At 62.9% G+C, this 14,389-nt stretch carries 17 protein-coding genes and 1 pseudogene; 10 read left to right on the forward strand and 8 right to left on the reverse strand.

The genetic code is table 11. From position 1 onward, the window contains the following. Positions 1 to 8: 8 nt before the first annotated feature. The 3 genes from kynU to I6F31_RS19260 all read left to right on the forward strand — a co-directional run bounded on the left by kynU (position 9) and on the right by I6F31_RS19260 (position 2,508). Positions 9 to 1,211 carry a kynureninase gene (kynU, locus tag I6F31_RS19250; RefSeq protein WP_225146685.1) on the forward strand — a complete coding sequence of 401 codons (1,203 nt, stop codon included), beginning with the start codon at positions 9 to 11 and terminating at the stop codon, positions 1,209 to 1,211. 140 nt (positions 1,212 to 1,351) lie between these two features. Then, a complete protein-coding gene (locus I6F31_RS19255; RefSeq protein WP_036000401.1) occupies positions 1,352 to 1,750 on the forward strand; it encodes a PaaI family thioesterase in 399 nt (132 codons plus the stop codon). Between the two features lie 152 nt (positions 1,751 to 1,902). Next, positions 1,903 to 2,508: a GNAT family N-acetyltransferase gene (locus tag I6F31_RS19260; RefSeq protein ID WP_109143965.1), complete on the forward strand. Its 606-nt coding sequence runs from the start codon at positions 1,903 to 1,905 to the stop codon at positions 2,506 to 2,508. An 80-nt stretch (positions 2,509 to 2,588) separates the two neighbouring features. Here I6F31_RS19260 and I6F31_RS19265 read toward each other — a convergent pair whose 3' ends face one another. The 4 genes from I6F31_RS19265 to I6F31_RS19280 form a co-directional block, all read right to left on the reverse strand. Next, entirely contained in the window at positions 2,589 to 2,888 is a 300-nt protein-coding gene (locus tag I6F31_RS19265; protein ID WP_036000395.1) for a hypothetical protein, read from the reverse strand. 94 nt (positions 2,889 to 2,982) lie between these two features. Further along, positions 2,983 to 3,669 carry a DUF2161 family putative PD-(D/E)XK-type phosphodiesterase gene (locus tag I6F31_RS19270; protein WP_057029000.1) on the reverse strand — a complete coding sequence of 229 codons (687 nt, stop codon included), beginning with the start codon at positions 3,667 to 3,669 and terminating at the stop codon, positions 2,983 to 2,985. A gap of 98 nt (positions 3,670 to 3,767) precedes the next feature. After that, entirely contained in the window at positions 3,768 to 4,448 is a 681-nt protein-coding gene (locus tag I6F31_RS19275; protein ID WP_225146686.1) for an SDR family oxidoreductase, read from the reverse strand. A gap of 24 nt (positions 4,449 to 4,472) precedes the next feature. Further along, positions 4,473 to 5,216 carry a tyrosine-protein phosphatase gene (locus tag I6F31_RS19280; RefSeq protein WP_036022792.1) on the reverse strand — a complete coding sequence of 248 codons (744 nt, stop codon included), beginning with the start codon at positions 5,214 to 5,216 and terminating at the stop codon, positions 4,473 to 4,475. An 86-nt stretch (positions 5,217 to 5,302) separates the two neighbouring features. On the opposite strand from I6F31_RS19280, the gene I6F31_RS19285 reads away from it, so the two are divergent. Then, entirely contained in the window at positions 5,303 to 5,629 is a 327-nt protein-coding gene (locus tag I6F31_RS19285; protein ID WP_225146687.1) for an MliC family protein, read from the forward strand. A 110-nt stretch (positions 5,630 to 5,739) separates the two neighbouring features. On the opposite strand, the gene I6F31_RS19290 is transcribed toward I6F31_RS19285, so the two are convergent. Then, entirely contained in the window at positions 5,740 to 5,943 is a 204-nt protein-coding gene (locus tag I6F31_RS19290; protein ID WP_225146688.1) for a DUF2735 domain-containing protein, read from the reverse strand. Between the two features lie 539 nt (positions 5,944 to 6,482). Here I6F31_RS19290 and I6F31_RS19295 point away from each other — a divergent pair. From I6F31_RS19295 to I6F31_RS19305, 3 genes are all read left to right on the forward strand, one after another. Continuing rightward, entirely contained in the window at positions 6,483 to 7,517 is a 1,035-nt protein-coding gene (locus I6F31_RS19295; RefSeq protein ID WP_036000382.1) for a glutamine synthetase beta-grasp domain-containing protein, read from the forward strand. A 193-nt stretch (positions 7,518 to 7,710) separates the two neighbouring features. Beyond that, positions 7,711 to 8,412 carry a GrlR family regulatory protein gene (locus I6F31_RS19300; protein WP_036022782.1) on the forward strand — a complete coding sequence of 234 codons (702 nt, stop codon included), beginning with the start codon at positions 7,711 to 7,713 and terminating at the stop codon, positions 8,410 to 8,412. A 69-nt stretch (positions 8,413 to 8,481) separates the two neighbouring features. Then, positions 8,482 to 9,303 carry a tetratricopeptide repeat protein gene (locus I6F31_RS19305; RefSeq protein ID WP_225146689.1) on the forward strand — a complete coding sequence of 274 codons (822 nt, stop codon included), beginning with the start codon at positions 8,482 to 8,484 and terminating at the stop codon, positions 9,301 to 9,303. Positions 9,304 to 9,405: 102 nt separating this feature from the next. Here I6F31_RS19305 and I6F31_RS19310 read toward each other — a convergent pair whose 3' ends face one another. Further along, positions 9,406 to 9,858, reverse strand: coding sequence for a hypothetical protein (locus I6F31_RS19310; RefSeq protein ID WP_225185949.1), 453 nt, complete (start codon positions 9,856 to 9,858; stop codon positions 9,406 to 9,408). A 303-nt stretch (positions 9,859 to 10,161) separates the two neighbouring features. Between I6F31_RS19310 and I6F31_RS19315 the strand changes: the two genes are divergently transcribed. The 3 genes and pseudogenes from I6F31_RS19315 to I6F31_RS19325 form a co-directional block, all read left to right on the forward strand. After that, positions 10,162 to 10,866 (forward strand): hypothetical protein, encoded by a 705-nt coding sequence (locus tag I6F31_RS19315; RefSeq protein ID WP_225114126.1) that lies wholly within the window; start codon positions 10,162 to 10,164, stop codon positions 10,864 to 10,866. A gap of 324 nt (positions 10,867 to 11,190) precedes the next feature. Then, positions 11,191 to 11,808: a class I SAM-dependent methyltransferase gene (locus I6F31_RS19320; protein WP_225133072.1), complete on the forward strand. Its 618-nt coding sequence runs from the start codon at positions 11,191 to 11,193 to the stop codon at positions 11,806 to 11,808. A gap of 39 nt (positions 11,809 to 11,847) precedes the next feature. Next, a pseudogene (locus I6F31_RS19325) lies at positions 11,848 to 12,069 on the forward strand (GrlR family regulatory protein); the annotation flags it as partial. A 60-nt stretch (positions 12,070 to 12,129) separates the two neighbouring features. On the opposite strand, the gene I6F31_RS19330 reads toward I6F31_RS19325, so the two are convergent. Both I6F31_RS19330 and I6F31_RS19335 read right to left on the reverse strand, forming a co-directional pair. Beyond that, the gene (locus I6F31_RS19330) at positions 12,130 to 13,062 is read right to left on the reverse strand and encodes a dienelactone hydrolase family protein (RefSeq protein ID WP_225185950.1); all 933 of its coding nucleotides are present in this window, start codon (positions 13,060 to 13,062) and stop codon (positions 12,130 to 12,132) included. Between the two features lie 253 nt (positions 13,063 to 13,315). Beyond that, the gene (locus I6F31_RS19335; protein ID WP_225114123.1) at positions 13,316 to 14,281 is read right to left on the reverse strand and encodes an ABC transporter substrate-binding protein; all 966 of its coding nucleotides are present in this window, start codon (positions 14,279 to 14,281) and stop codon (positions 13,316 to 13,318) included. Between the last annotated feature and the right edge of the window lie 108 nt (positions 14,282 to 14,389).

Raw genomic sequence — 14,389 nt, forward strand, 5'->3', positions numbered from 1 at the left:
GGATGTCCATGACCCGGCTTCGCGTCTACGACGATACCAGAGCCTTGTTCCATTTGCCTGACGGCGTGATCTATCTCGACGGCAACTCGCTGGGTGCGCTGCCGCTGGGCGTTGCCGAGCGTGTCGACCGCGTGATCACCGAGGAATGGGGCAACGAGCTGATCCGCGCCTGGAATAGTGCAGGCTGGTATGTGCAGCCGCGCCATGTCGGCGACCGCATCGCACGGTTGATCGGCGCGGAGGCCGGCTCGGTCATGGTCGGCGACACGCTGTCGCTCAAGGTCTATCAGGCGCTAGCTGCCGCGCTAGACATGAGCGTCTCGCGCAAGGTGATCCTGTCGGATACCGGTAACTTCCCGACTGACCTATACATGGCCGAAGGCCTGATCGCGACGCTCGGACGGGGCCATCAATTGCGCCTGGTAGCACCGGAGGAGATCGAGGACGCATTGTCTGAGGAGATCGCCGTTCTGTACATCACCGAGGTCGACTACCGCACCGGCCGCCGCCACGACATGGCGAAGTTGACAGCGAAAGCGCATGCGCTCGGCATCGTCACGGTCTGGGATCTCGCCCATTCCGCCGGCGCGCTGCCGGTCGATCTCGCCGGGAGCGGCGCCGATTTCGCCGCGGGGTGCACCTACAAATATCTCAACGCCGGCCCCGGCGCGCCGGCCTTCCTCTATGTCGCACCGCGCCATGCCGACGGCTCGCGCGCCGCGCTGTCGGGGTGGATGGGCCACGCAAAACCGTTTGCTTTCGAGCTTGCCTATGCGTCCGCGGGCGGCGTCGAGCGCATGCGCGTCGGCACCCCGCCGGTGCTCGCCATGGCGGCGTTGGAGGCCTCGCTCGATATCTGGGACAAGGTCGATATCAAGGAGGTTCGTGCGCGTTCGCTGGCGCTGGGCGATCTCCTGATCGGTGAAGTCGAGCGCCGTTGTCCGCAACTCAAGCTCGTGACGCCGCGCGACCATGAGCGGCGCGGCTCGCAAGTCTCCTTCGCCTTCGCCGGCGGCTACGCCGCGATGCAGGCCCTGATCGCCCGCGGTGTCGTCGGCGACTTTCGCGCGCCCGACATCATGCGCTTCGGCCTCACGCCGCTGTACATCGGCGAGAGCGAGATCGTGCGGGCCGCGGAGATCGTCGAAGAGGTGATTTCAGGGGAGGTGTGGCGACGGCCGGAGTATCAGGTAGTGCATGCAGTGACGTGAGGGTGGTCTCGTGCCCCGGACGCAGTGCAGCGCTTCCCGGCTCTGCGCGCCGATGTCAGCATCGCCATTACCTCGGACGTCATTGCTTTGCGGCTTGAAGCAATTCACGTTGAGCCAACAAGAAGTTGGGAGGAGATCCGATGACGCCGCTCGAGAAACTTAAAGCGATGAAGATGCCGTTCGCCGAACTCAAGGGCGTCGAATTTGTCGAGGCGGAGAAGGACCGCGTGGTGGCGCGGATGACGGTCCGGCCCGAACTCTGCACGCTTCACCACACCATCCACGGCGGGGCCGTGATGGCGCTGGCCGATTCCGTCGGCGCGGCAGCGACCGTGATCAATCTGCCCGAGGACGCCAAGGGTACGACCACGCTGGAGAGCAAGACCAATTTCATCGGTGGGGCCAAGGAGGGGGCCACGGTCATCGCCACCGCCACCCCGGTGCACAGGGGTCGGCGGACCCAGGTCTGGACCACCAGATTGGAAACCGAGGACGGCAAATTGGTTGCGGTGGTGACCCAGACCCAGCTGGTCCTGTGAAACTATGGGACTTTGATTTTATTAACGAATTGGTCGCTTCGGTGCCCGAAACTTGGGCAGGTCTCCGTCTTGAAAATCATGGTGCGATGCACAATATAGGAGGCCTAGGGATTCGAACGCCTCCTCGAGGGAACACCAAGAGGAGTTCTGACGTGGTACTTGAAGACGCCGTCCGTACCGTTCCCGGCTATGTGCGGACCCTGATCCAGCAGGAAGAATTGCCGCTCCTGCGCGATCACCTGCTGAGGCTTGATGCCGGCAGCCGGCACGACCGTTTCAACGGCTTTCTCGACGACAGCTTCATCGAGCGCTACGCCGCCCGCTGTGCCGAGGACGGCACCGTCATCGTTGCCTATATCGTCGAAGGCGTGGTGCGCGGCGCGGCCGAGCTGCACCCGCCGGAGGACGGTTCCTTGCCGGAGGTCGCCTTCAGCGTGGAAGCCTCCGCGCGCCGCCAGGGCGTCGGCACCGTGCTGTTCCGCCGCCTGATCGCAGAGGCCCGCTGGAAGGGCTACAAGCAGCTGCGCATCACGACGGGCGCGGACAATCATGCGATGCGGGCGCTCGCCAGGAAGTTCGGGGCCCATCTGGCTTTCCGCCATGGTGAATCGACCGGCACGATCGACCTCGCCAAGACGCCCGAGGCCGAGCTTGCCGATCTCGCGGCCTCGCCGTTCACGGCCGGGCGCGCGCTTCTCAGCTTCAACAGCACGTGCTGGAAGCTGATCTCGAGCATGTACGGCAATCGCGCCGCATAACCGGGAAATTGCGGACAGGAATCAAAAAGCGGACCGGCCAGGCCGGTCCGCTTTCGTGTTCGGTGCGATGAAAGGAATGCTCAGCTGCGCGTGCCGGCGCCGAAGCGGCGGACGACGCGGCGTTCGACCACGACGGAGCGCTGCGCGCCCTGTTCGCCGGCGATCACGCGGGTGGCGGTGATGCGGCTGTTGGAGCGGGCCTGCTTCTTCACCTCGGCCTGGACGACGTCGAGCGGCATCCCCATCAAGGCTGCGGCGATCTCGGCCTGCTGCGCCTGGTCGTCTGTGATGCCGACAGCGGCGAAGATCGCCTCGTCCAGGGTCGGGGGATCGTGGCGGACGCGCCGCGTGCCATATTTGGTATTCCAGTCTGCGCTCATAACGGCCTCATCTTGATGCCGGATACCTAGTGCCGCCAATGTTGCATTGCAATATGAAATCGGTGCGGCATCTCAGCTATGCACCGGTCTGGTGTCACAGCGGTGACGCAGCACCTGCGCCGACCTCCACCCGTTGCTGAGGCCAACGTTTCAGGGCGGCGTGTCCAGCTTCGGTGAGCCGGTAGATTCCCCGCTCCGTGCGTTCGAACCAGCCATACACATTGTTAAGCAAGATCTTGCCGGCATCGGGGCAGCGTTCGCGCAGCTCGCGCACCGGCTTCGGCCCTTCGGCAAGAGCCGACGCGCAGGCCAGCGCCTGCTGGCGATAGGCCGTCATGATCGGCGCGCGGGTGCTGCCGCCGAGCACGGGGTCGCCCTGGCGGCGCTGATGCTCGGCGACGAGACGCGAGCGCACCTTCGGCTCGCGGCGCGGCGCCGCGGTCGGCGGCTTCACCAGCACTTCGACCTGGCCGCGATCGGTCACGCCGAGCATGCCGAAGCCGAGGCGGCGGCAGAGATTGCGATAGCGTGCGTCGCTCTCGCGTCCCTTGCCCCGCGCGGACATCTTCGCTGCGATCCAGACCTCGTCACCGGCCGGCGCGCGATCGACCGCCTGCAGGATCAGCTCGAGATTAAAGGCAAGCTTGAGCTCGCCGATCACCACCACTGGCGGATCGCCCGCGCTGAGGCCGACGAGATCGCAACCACCGATCTCGCCCTTGACCGTGAAGCCGAGCTCTTCGAGGAAGCGTTTGACGGGCAGGTAAAGCGCGGTTTCCAAGGGACGTCCGATCGGAGAATCAGTTGCAGCCAGTCTAGAGCGTTCTCGGCCCCGATTGAATCGGAGCCGGTGCCTCTAACGTTTTGATCGGAACGCGACTACACCCGGCCACCGACCGGGATCAGGGCGCCCGTGACGCCGCTCGCGGCATCGCTGGCGAGGAACAGGATGACTTCGGCGAGCTCCTGCGGCGTCACCCATTTGGAAAAGTCGGCTTTCGGCATGTCGGCGCGGTTGGCCGCGGTGTCGATGATCGAGGGCAGCACCGCGTTGACGGTAACCTTGCCCTTCCACTCGTTTGCGAGGGCCTCGGTCAGGCGATGCACGCCGGCTTTCGACGCGGCATAGGGGCCCATCCCGTTGCCGGCCTGCAGTGCGCCCATGGCGCCGATATTGACGATGCGGCCGGCCTTGGACTTGGCAAGGTGCGGCAACGCCGCACGCGAGGCGTTGAGCGCGGTCAGCACGTTCAGCGCATGCATGCGCTGCCACGTCGCGATATCGCCGTCGCCGACGGTCTCGAAGGCAAAGCCGCCGGCGATGTTGATCAATGCGTCGAGCCGGCCGAAATGCTTTGCCGCCGCATCGACGGCCGTTCTCGCCTGCGCTGGGTCGGACAGGTCAACGCCCCCGATGTCGATGTGGTCAGCGCTTGCGGCGGTTTGCGGAGGTGCGTGATCGATGCCGGCCACGCGCGCGCCGCGTACCAGCGCCGTTTCTGCGACCACCTTGCCGAGCGCGCCGCGTGCGCCCGTCACGATCAAGATCTTGCCTTGCATGATCGTTCTCCCGGCACAGCCGCCCTATGCTTGCAGATAGCGCGCCTTCAGCGCGTCTCGCTCTGCCGTGCCGAGCTTGAGCCCGTCGCGCAAATAGGTTTCGAGATCGCCATATTCGCTGCCGACCGCTTCAAAAGCGGCCGCAAGGTACGAGGCCTCGACGCTGCCGATCGCGTCGAGGACGTCGGCGGGCAGATCGAAGACGTTCGACGGGTCGCGCTTGTAGTGCCGGTTGGTCAAGAGATAATCCTCGGCGATGACCTCGTCCGCCACGCCGAGCGCATGCAGGATCAGCGCGCTGGCGAAGCCGGTGCGGTCCTTGCCGGCGGTGCAGTGAATCACGAGCGGCGCGCGATCTTCCAGCAAATGACCGAACAGCGCGCGGAAGCTGTGCGTGTTGTGGCGCACATAATTGCGATAGGACTCGCGCATGAGCTCGAGCGCCACGGCCGCGGTCAGCGTGCCCTTCGCGAGCTCGGCGCGCAGCCCGGCCACGACGGTCGGTTCGATCGGCAGCGAATGCACCGTGATCTCGTCCACGACGCAGATGCCGGCCGCGCGCTCCTCCAGGCCACGGAAATCGAACGCGCTGCGCACGCCAAGCGCGCGGACGACCTCGATGTCGGCAGCAGTGAGCTGGCCGAGATGGTTGGAGCGGAAGATGTGCCGCCAGCGTGTGGTGCGGCCATCAATGGTCGGGTAGCCGCCGAGGTCGCGGAAATTGCTCGCACCCTGAAGGGCGAGATGGCGGGCGGGGGAGTCCTTCAGGGAGGAGTCTTGCATGGAATCAGCTTGGGTTATGGTTCCACCGGATGCACGTTTGGCGTCCTTGCGGTCTATTACAGGGGGCGATCATGGGCCGGCACAAGGCCATTGTTTTGACGGTCAGCATGCTGGCGGGCGCAATGCTCGGTGCGCGGCAGGCCGATGCGCAGACCTTCCAAACCTACCGCTGCGCCGATGGTACGCAGTTCATCCTGGGCTTTTATGACCACGACAAGCGGGCCTTCGTCCAGATCGATGGCCAGCCGGTTGCGCTCGCCAAGCGGCTGGCGGTTTCGGGGATGCGCTATTCGGGGGCGGGAGTCACGCTGAGGATTCCCAAGACCGGGCCCGCTACGGTCAAACACCTGAAGCGGCCGGTTACGGCCTGCGCGGTGGTCGACAAGCCCGGGATCTAGGCGCGGGCGCACCTGGAACTAAAAAGGGCCGAAACGCCGTTGTTTCGACCCTTTTCAAACTGCCGCCGGCCGCTTGCGAAAGCCCGGCACTGTCAGACCAGCAGCTGGCATCAGCGTTCCCATTTGGGCTTGGCTTCGTCGACCGCATCCTGGTGATACCAGCTGTCGCTGCAGATCGAGACGTTCGCGGGCAGCGAAGCCTGATCGGCGGGAAGGCGGGCCTCGCCATAGCGGCGTCCGGCGAGGGCCGCACGGCCGCCGACGGGGAATTGGTAGATCTTTGCAGATCCGTGACTCAGACCATTGTTCATCATTGCGATTCTCCTTGGTCGAAGCGCCTTGGCCTCCATGGTGCGCCCGACTCGTTCGATTGTGGTTACTGGAATCCCCATATCGGCCGCTCATCCCCGATTGGAAAGTGCTGAAAAGGAAATCAGTTTCCGCTCAATTTGTAGGCAGGAAGCCTTCTGCATCCTCCAAGGCACGCTACCGCTGACCAACGCGTGGGCCATTCCGAAGGTTGCTGAGGAGGGGTGGGGGAGTTTGCGAAAGTTACCGGACGTTGATGCGCGTTTCATCGGCAATGCGCGGTCGGCGTCCGCTGCTTCTAAATCGGGCGTTTTCCGCCGGATTTTTGCAGTGCAGCTTCGGGCCGAGGTGCGCGGCTATGACGCACGGTGCCGTGGAGGGCCCGTCTGTGGCGAAGAGGAGCCGGAAGCGGTGGAAAACCGCCCGTACTGCGGCCTTTTGGCACGCGAAATGCTTGGGAAAGGCTGGCCGATGATGGCCGGGTACAAACGTGCGGGGGCCCTCCCGGGCCCCCAACCTTTCGCATCATCTACAGAGAGGCTCAATGACCAAGTACAAGCTCGAGTACATCTGGCTCGACGGATATACGCCGACTCCGAACTTGCGCGGCAAAACTCAGATCAAGGAATTCGCGTCGTTCCCGACGCTCGAGCAGCTTCCGCTCTGGGGCTTCGACGGCTCCTCCACCCAGCAGGCCGAAGGCCACAGCTCCGATTGCGTGCTGAAGCCGGTCGCGGTGTTTCCGGACGGTGCGCGCACCAACGGCGTGCTGGTGATGTGCGAAGTCATGATGCCCGATGGCAAGACCCCGCATCCGTCCAACAAGCGCGCCACCATCCTGGACGATTCCGGCGCCTGGTTCGGCTTCGAGCAGGAATACTTCTTCTACAAGGACGGCCGTCCGCTCGGCTTCCCGACCGCCGGCTATCCCGCGCCGCAAGGCCCGTACTACACCGGCGTCGGCTACTCGAACGTCGGCGACGTCGCCCGCAAGATCGTCGAAGAGCATCTCGACCTGTGCTTGGCTGCCGGCATCAACCATGAAGGCATCAACGCGGAAGTCGCCAAGGGCCAGTGGGAATTCCAGATCTTCGGCAAGGGCTCCAAGACCGCTGCCGACCAGATGTGGATGGCCCGCTACCTGATGCTGCGCCTCACCGAGAAGTACGGCATCGACATCGAATTCCACTGCAAGCCGCTCGGCGACACCGACTGGAACGGCTCGGGCATGCACGCCAACTTCTCGACCGCCTATATGCGTGAAGTCGGCGGCAAGGAGTATTTCGAGGCGCTGATGGCCGCCTTCGAGAAGAACCTGATGGACCACATCGCCGTCTACGGCCCGGACAACGACAAGCGTCTGACCGGCAAGCACGAGACCGCGCCGTGGAACAAGTTCAGCTACGGCGTTGCCGATCGCGGCGCCTCGATCCGCGTTCCGCACTCCTTCGTCAACAACGGCTACAAGGGCTATCTGGAAGACCGCCGTCCGAACTCGCAAGGCGACCCCTACCAGATCGCTTCGCAGATCCTGAAGACGATCTCGTCCGTGCCGACCGACAAGAAGGCCGCGGCCTAAGATCCTCCCGGCCCGGGCTGGGGGCTGGCCCGGGTTGGCATTCAATCCGCCGGAGCGAAGGCTCCGGCGGATTTTTGCATTTTGATGACAACCGTTCCTGTGCCTGCCGACCCGGGCGCCGCGAAACTTGTCCATCGCCGCCGAAAGCGGGATAGAGTGCATCCGGATGCGCGCAGGGCCGGGGACACGGCTGGTGATTGAAGGCTTCTACAAAGTGAGATTTCAGCTCGGCGATACCGTCGGCCGAAGCGTGATGCATGCCGGCGAAGGCAAGATGCTCGGCGGCAATTCGGCCTTCGCCCATATCGGCAGCTACGAGAAGACGGGCAGCGGCGTCGACATCGTGATCAAGACCGTCCGCCATAATCCCGATCCGAGCTACCGCGCCATGGCCGGCACCGACGATGCAACCCTGATCGCGAAGGGCTGGGCCGACGGCGATCTCTATCGCTTCAAAGGCGAGCTCAAGGAGCTGCCGGGCGTTCCGTTTCAGTCGCTGATGACGCCGATCACTGACGAGGAGGTGCCGATCGCCGGCGGCGTCGGCGAAGCCGGCATCAGCGACGGTCTCTACTCCATCCATTTGCGCATGCTCGACGGCCTCGACGGCGGACTCACCGGCGTGATGCTGCTGAACCAGGGCCGCATCCTCGGCGGCGATGCGGCTTTCTATTATCTCGGCAGCTACACCGCCGCGAAGGGACGCTGGAAGGGCCAGATCCTCAACCAGGAGCACACGCCGGCCAAGGACGATCCGATCTTCGGCGGCCACGAGGTCGGCATCGGCTTCTCCGGCAGCTATGACGCGGAGCAGGCGGTGCTGGAGGCAACCGCGCTGGCCGGCAAGCGGAGCTTGCGCCTGACCGCAGCGCTCAAGCTGATGCATCGCGCCTGAGCCACCCATCGCAGACGCGAACCGACTTGAGCCTTGAATTTGCCGGGCCACAGACGCAACGTGACGATCATGCGGACTTTCCTCCTTGCCATGCTCTTTGCGCTCGCCGCGCCCCTGACGGCGCAGGCGCAATCGGCCGACCTCGTGTTGTGTGACCGTCTCGCCGCCGATCCCAGCGATCCCGACAAGCCGGCTGACGTGAAGGGCGTAACCGACATCGCGGCGTCCGACGTCGCGACAGCGATCAAATTCTGCAAGCAGGCGGCAAATTCCTCGCGGCGTGCGATGTTCGCACTCGGCCGCGCCTATGCGGCCAACCGGCAGACCGCAGAGGCGATCGCGGCCTGGCGCAAGGCGGCCGACAAGGGATCGAGTGCGGCCATGGTCGAGCTCGGTGTTACCTACGCCACCGGCTCGGGCGTCGCCAAGGACGAGGCGCAGGCGCGTAAGCTTTTCGAGAAGGCGGCGCAGGCCGGCAACCCGCGCGGCGTCAGCAATCTCGCAGCGCTCGGTGGCGCAGGTGGCGCCGCGCCGGCCGATCCCGCCCAAGCCCGTGCGCTGCTCGGCAAGGCCGCCGAGACCAATGCGGAAGCGCAGTACCAGCTCGGCCTGATGTTGTCTGAAGGCGATGGCGGCGCAAAGGACGATGTCGCGGCGCGCGCCCTGTTCGAGAAGGCGGCGGCGCAAAACCATCCCGGCGCGCTGGAGCGGATGGGCGCCTTCGCGCAGGAGGGGCGCGGCGGTGCGAAGGACAAGGACGCCGCAAAGGCCTATTACGAGCGCGCCGCCGCGCTCGGTGACGAGGATGCCAAGAAGGCGCTCGAGCGCATTCGCTGTCCCTATGCGATCAAGGACAAGCAGGGCAGGCTGGTCACCACGCTGTGCTTCTAAAGCGCGATGCGATCAGGATGAATCGTCATCGCGCTTTAGCCTATTGTTTGAGCATGATCTTTTCGGAAAACCGCTTCACACTTTTCCGGATCATGCTCTAGTTCACTTCATGTAGTAGGCGAGATCGTTGCGGGCATCGCGGTAGGTGGTCTCGAGATAATGCGGATATTTCCGCGCGGCCTGTTTCACCGCGCGCGCCACGCAATCCTCGAAATCGCCGTTCCAGTCGAAGTGCTTGTTGTAGGCGTCTTCGAATTTGACCGCCGTGATGATGGCTTGCCGGATCGCCTGATCGTCGGCGCGCGGATGAGCGCGCTTCACATAGCCGAACATCGGCCCTTCATGGGCGTGGGCGCGTTCATGGCGGTACTGGATGATGAATTGCTCCGGCGAGAAGGTGCCATTGACCCGCACCTCTTCGGCGGTCGGGCGGCCCGCGATGGTCTCCAGCCGGTAGCGTTGGCGCCAGAGCGCGTAGGCGGCATCGAGCAGCGGCTGCTTCGCGGCGCCGGCGATGATCGCGCTGAGCTCGTCCTCGGCTGATTGCGTGTCCATGCGCGATTGGTCGTGCGTCCGTGGGAGCAGGTTCGAGCTTGGCGCCGATCGGCCGAGGAGCTTTTTTCGGAGGCCGGCAAACAAACCTCCAAAACAACCCCATGCACAGTAGCCAAGTCCCTGAAATCATTGACTGCGGGTTTTACGAAGTGAAGTTTTGACCCGTCGGGCAAAACAGGGGCATAATGGCATCACGGCGGGCGGAGGTCCCCGGGGTGGCGATGCGCGCAGAAGCCGGTGGCTTCGCTGTGGCGTCGGTGCTAGGTAGCCCGCAATTCATTTTCGATTTGCAGGTTCAAGACGTTGCTGGACGGGCTCTACAAGGTTGAATACGGCGTCAACGATGGGTTCGGCTGCAGCATCATGTGCCTGCACGACGGAAGGATGCTGGGCGGCAATTCTGGCTTCGCGCATCTCGGTACCTATGTCGAGCGCGACGGCGAGATCATCGCCCAGGTCATCACCGAGCGGCACAACCTCGACCCCAGCTACAAGCCGCTGATGGGCGCCGACGTCGCCTCGATCGGAGCGCGTGGCCGGCTCTACGGCAACCAGATCCGTCTCGAGGGCGGCGCGGACACCATGCCAGGCGCAAGGTTCTGGGCCAATCTCACGCGCCTCGACGACGAAGGCTTGCCGCCGAGCGGAACGGTCGGACCGGGCGGCATCGCCAACGGGCTCTATGGGATGGGCTTGCGCGCTCTCGACGGCGTCGATGCCGGACTGTCCGGCGTGATGCTGCTGATCGACGGGCGCATCCTCGGCGGCGATGCGTTCTTCTACTATCTCGGCGCCTATTCCTCGGCGGATGGGCGCTGGAAGGGCGAGATGCTGAACCAGGAGCACACCCCTGCGAAAGGCGAGAACCCCGTGTTCGGCGGCCTCGAGGTCGGCATCGGATTCTCCGGGACCTGCACCGAAGACAGCGGCGAGCTCGAAGGCATCGCGCTTGCGGGGAAGCGAAGCCTGCGGCTTGCGGCCTCGCTCAGGCTGATGCGACGGGCGTAGGACGCACATTCATTGGCTCAGGTGCCCGCTTCGTGAGCTGAAGCAGACCTCAGGCCTCGTCCGAATGTCAGCAAGTTCGCGGGAGTCTCCAATCAAACCCGCTCGCGGTCCTTCTTCAGCAACGTGATAATGCGAATCGCGTGAGACGGGGAGGCCGGACCTATTTAAGCAGCCATGGCAAATTGCCGCTGCACGCCGCCGCCTCAGCGCACTGATTCTGCGGAGATATTTCAGAAACGACAAGCTGCGTTTCAATTCCGGCGAGCCAGTTCTGCAGACTTAAGGCAACGTTGCCAGCTAGTATTTGGAGCACTGGAATTCTCGATGCGTCGTCCTCAGTTCATCGCCGAACATGCGCGGAATGCCCGCGGCCTCCTCGGCCGACTCATTGCCTTCTTAATGGCGCGCGAGACCTGGGGCCAGAATTTGCGCGTGATGGATGCGCTTGGCATTGAGCAGAACGATGAGGTGCTCGATATCGGATGCGGTCATGGTCGCAGCCTGATGGAATTAGCGGCGAGAGCTCCGCGGGGCCACATCGTCGGGCTGGACCTCTCCGAGCTGATGATTGAGATCGCTGCGCAACGGAACCGGTCGCTCATCGAAGCCGCTCGCGTGGAGTTGGTCCTCTCGACCGCGGAATCGCTGCCCTTTCCGGACGGCGTGTTCGACAAGGTCCAGTGCGTCCACGTGCTCTATTTCTGGAAGGATATCGAGACGTCGCTGCGCGAGATCGCGCGTGTGCTGAAGCCCGGTGGCCGTCTCGGACTGCTGTTCCGGACGAATGCAGACCCGAAAGCGATCGCGTCGTTCCCACCGGAAATCTACACATTTCCCGCGCTGGCCGACGTATCCGCAGCGCTCCAACGCGTCGGTATGGATGTCCACCTCGCGGAGGATAGCGCGAACCAACCGGCTCTTGTGCTGGCGACAAAGCGGTAGGTGAAGCGATCAAGCCATCGCAATCGGGGCTTGGCCTGTCTCGGCGCCTATTCCTCGGCGGATGGGTGCTGGAAGGGCGAGATCCTGAACCAGGAGCACACGCCGGCAAAAGGCGAGAACCCCGTGTTCGGCAGCCTCGAGGTCGGCATCCTCTTCTCCGGGACCTGCACGGAGGACAGCGGCGAGCTCGAAGGCATCACGCTCGCGGGAAAGCGGAGCTTGCGGCTTGCGGCCTCGCTCAAGCTGATGCGAAGGGCGTAAGTTGCCGATAATTCCGTCGCATCTGTTCCGAAGGCGACATTCAAGTCGCGCATCTGGATGTCAGCGCCCGGTGCCCCAGGTTTTTTCCAGAAACGCGAAGATTCGTCGTTGCGCCTCGCGGGTTGCGCTTAGGTCGTATCGGTAGATCACTTTAGTGCCACGAAAATCGATCTTTGAGAACCCGTTCAGGTGCTGACAGTCCCAACAATGCGTAGCATTCGGGACGGTGTACCACTCAACGGGCGCACCGGCGTTCTTTGCCGCTTGAAGTTTGGGAATACATTCTTCCGGCGGCGTTTCGGTATCCTTATCGCCCATCAAGACCAGAGTAGGACGGTCAATCTTGGTCTGAACGATTTCATATGGAGAGCCTGCTTTGGGTTGGATTGAGAAGCAACCCGGATACACCGCCACAGCTGCTGTAAATGCTTCACTGCCTGGCGCAGCTGCTCGCCAATTGCTGCTGCTGCCCAGCAGCGCGACCATTGCACCCCAGGAAAACCCTACATGGGCGACTCGTTGCTTGTCGACGAATGGAAAGGCTCGTAGGTGATCAGCAGCCTGAAGAGCATCGCGTACTCCGCGCGGAAAGTTAACGCCCTTCTTCGCTTCCAAACACACCATATCGACATCGCGAGGTCCCAGGGAGTCTATCAAAAGCACTACAAAGCCTTGTTGAACCGCAGCTTGCGCCCAGGCGCCCATCGACCTGTTCGGGCCGCCTTTGGTGCGCAGACCGCCGCATTGGTGGTGCAGGACCATCGCAGGAAACGATCCGGCTCCCTTCGGTTTGAGCAAGATCATACGTGAACCGTCTGCTGGGCTAGCAGACGGCGAATCGGGAAACGTCAGATCCTTTGCGCCTGTAGCGGCAGCCAACAACCCCTGAGCGCTGGCATTATGTTGATTCAGCCAGACAACGGCAGCAATCACGCCGAGCCACTTGGCGAGCGTACGTACTCTCTTGCGGTGAGATTGAATGAAATAATCCATGTTCGCTGGGTTCAAAAATTCCGCCGCCTCATGCCCATTTCCCCTGCTCGAACCGACATCATAGCGGGGCAGACTAGCGCTTCGATAGGGGCTGAAAGTGCTCGCGCATTCAGATGACGCCCGGCCATGTCGGCCTTGGGTCGAAATGCGAAGGAACTCAGGTTGAGCAAATCTTGTCCACTCTACCGCCATAAGCGGACCTCCGACAGATGTGTCGCAACTTCGCAGATCGGCCATAACCGGAAGTGCCACCCTATTCGATCACGTCGTCGGCGCGAGCAAGTAGTGTAGGTGGGACCGTGAGACCCAGCTCTTTGGCCACCTTAAGATTGATCACCAACTCGTATTTGGTTGGCTGCTCAACCGGCAATTCAGAAGGTTTATTACCTTTCAAGATTTTATCGACATAGCCGCCAGCACGACGAAACAAATCGGGGTAATCGGGACCGTATGAAATCAATCCAGCAGGGGTGGCAAATTGTCGGCTGAGATAAATCGCCGGTAGGCGATGCTTCGCCGCCAACGCCGCAACTTGCGGAGCATTGCGCAGGGTCAAAGGATCACCAAAAGGAACGATTGCATCTGGTTGCTGTGCTGCGGCTGCGGCAAAGGCGGTGTCCAGTTCCTCGGCAGTCGCCGCCTCCACAATCACGAAATTCAAGCCTAATTTCCTGGCTGCTTGGGGCAACTCCTCGGCCAATACGAACTTGTGGATGGCATTGCCCGGGTTGGCTACCACAGCGATTTTCGAGGCAGTAGGAACCAGCTCGCGCAATATTTCGATCTGTTTGCTGATGAACTGACCCGGCACGAAAGTCGCGAGACCTGTGATGTTGCCGCCCGGACGCGCAAGGTTATTGACGAGGCCGATCCTGATGGGATCGGCCACACCCACGAATACGATCGGTACGCTGGCGGTTGCCGATTTCAGGGCTACAGCTGCCTGTGGGTTGCCGGCCATAAGAACATCGGCACCAACAGCGACCAGTTCTGCTGCCATAGCAGGCAAGCGATCCTGGGATCGGGCAAATCGGTACTCAAAGGTCAGATTTTTTCCTTCAACCCAGCCGTGGTTTCGCAAGCCGTCGAGCCATGCGCTCTGCCAAGCGGGTGGCAGCTCATTGACAAAGAGCAAGCCTATGCGGCGGCGGATCTCTTGCGCCACCGCTGGTGAAAGTAGCAACGCCGCAGTAGCGGCAATGAACTCTCTCCGCTTCATCCGGCACCCACCAGGATGACAGATCAACGTAGTTACATTTTGTCGCCGGTCCATGCGGCCGAATGTCCGTTTCGGGTCAAAATCCGCGGTCCGACCGCTCTGCGTCCG

Origin of the sequence: Bradyrhizobium sp. NBAIM01, assembly GCF_020194115.1 — a bacterium.
Classification (GTDB): Bacteria; Pseudomonadota; Alphaproteobacteria; order Rhizobiales; family Xanthobacteraceae; genus Bradyrhizobium; species Bradyrhizobium yuanmingense.

Excerpts from the sequence above, each read along its gene's own strand:
- I6F31_RS19290 (WP_225146688.1), bottom strand. The coding sequence starts at position 5,943 with ATGATGAACAATGGTCTGAGTCACGGATCTGCAAAGATCTACCAATTC.
- I6F31_RS19310 (WP_225185949.1), bottom strand. The coding sequence starts at position 9,858 with ATGGACACGCAATCAGCCGAGGACGAGCTCAGCGCGATCATCGCCGGC.
- I6F31_RS19265 (WP_036000395.1), bottom strand. The coding sequence starts at position 2,888 with ATGAGCGCAGACTGGAATACCAAATATGGCACGCGGCGCGTCCGCCAC.
- I6F31_RS19320 (WP_225133072.1), top strand. The coding sequence starts at position 11,191 with ATGCGTCGTCCTCAGTTCATCGCCGAACATGCGCGGAATGCCCGCGGC.
- I6F31_RS19335 (WP_225114123.1), bottom strand. The coding sequence starts at position 14,281 with ATGAAGCGGAGAGAGTTCATTGCCGCTACTGCGGCGTTGCTACTTTCA.
- I6F31_RS19295 (WP_036000382.1), top strand. The coding sequence starts at position 6,483 with ATGACCAAGTACAAGCTCGAGTACATCTGGCTCGACGGATATACGCCG.
- I6F31_RS19285 (WP_225146687.1), top strand. The coding sequence starts at position 5,303 with ATGGGCCGGCACAAGGCCATTGTTTTGACGGTCAGCATGCTGGCGGGC.
- kynU (WP_225146685.1), top strand. The coding sequence starts at position 9 with ATGACCCGGCTTCGCGTCTACGACGATACCAGAGCCTTGTTCCATTTG.
- I6F31_RS19330 (WP_225185950.1), bottom strand. The coding sequence starts at position 13,062 with ATGGATTATTTCATTCAATCTCACCGCAAGAGAGTACGTACGCTCGCC.
- I6F31_RS19305 (WP_225146689.1), top strand. The coding sequence starts at position 8,482 with ATGCGGACTTTCCTCCTTGCCATGCTCTTTGCGCTCGCCGCGCCCCTG.
- I6F31_RS19255 (WP_036000401.1), top strand. The coding sequence starts at position 1,352 with ATGACGCCGCTCGAGAAACTTAAAGCGATGAAGATGCCGTTCGCCGAA.
- I6F31_RS19275 (WP_225146686.1), bottom strand. The coding sequence starts at position 4,448 with ATGCAAGGCAAGATCTTGATCGTGACGGGCGCACGCGGCGCGCTCGGC.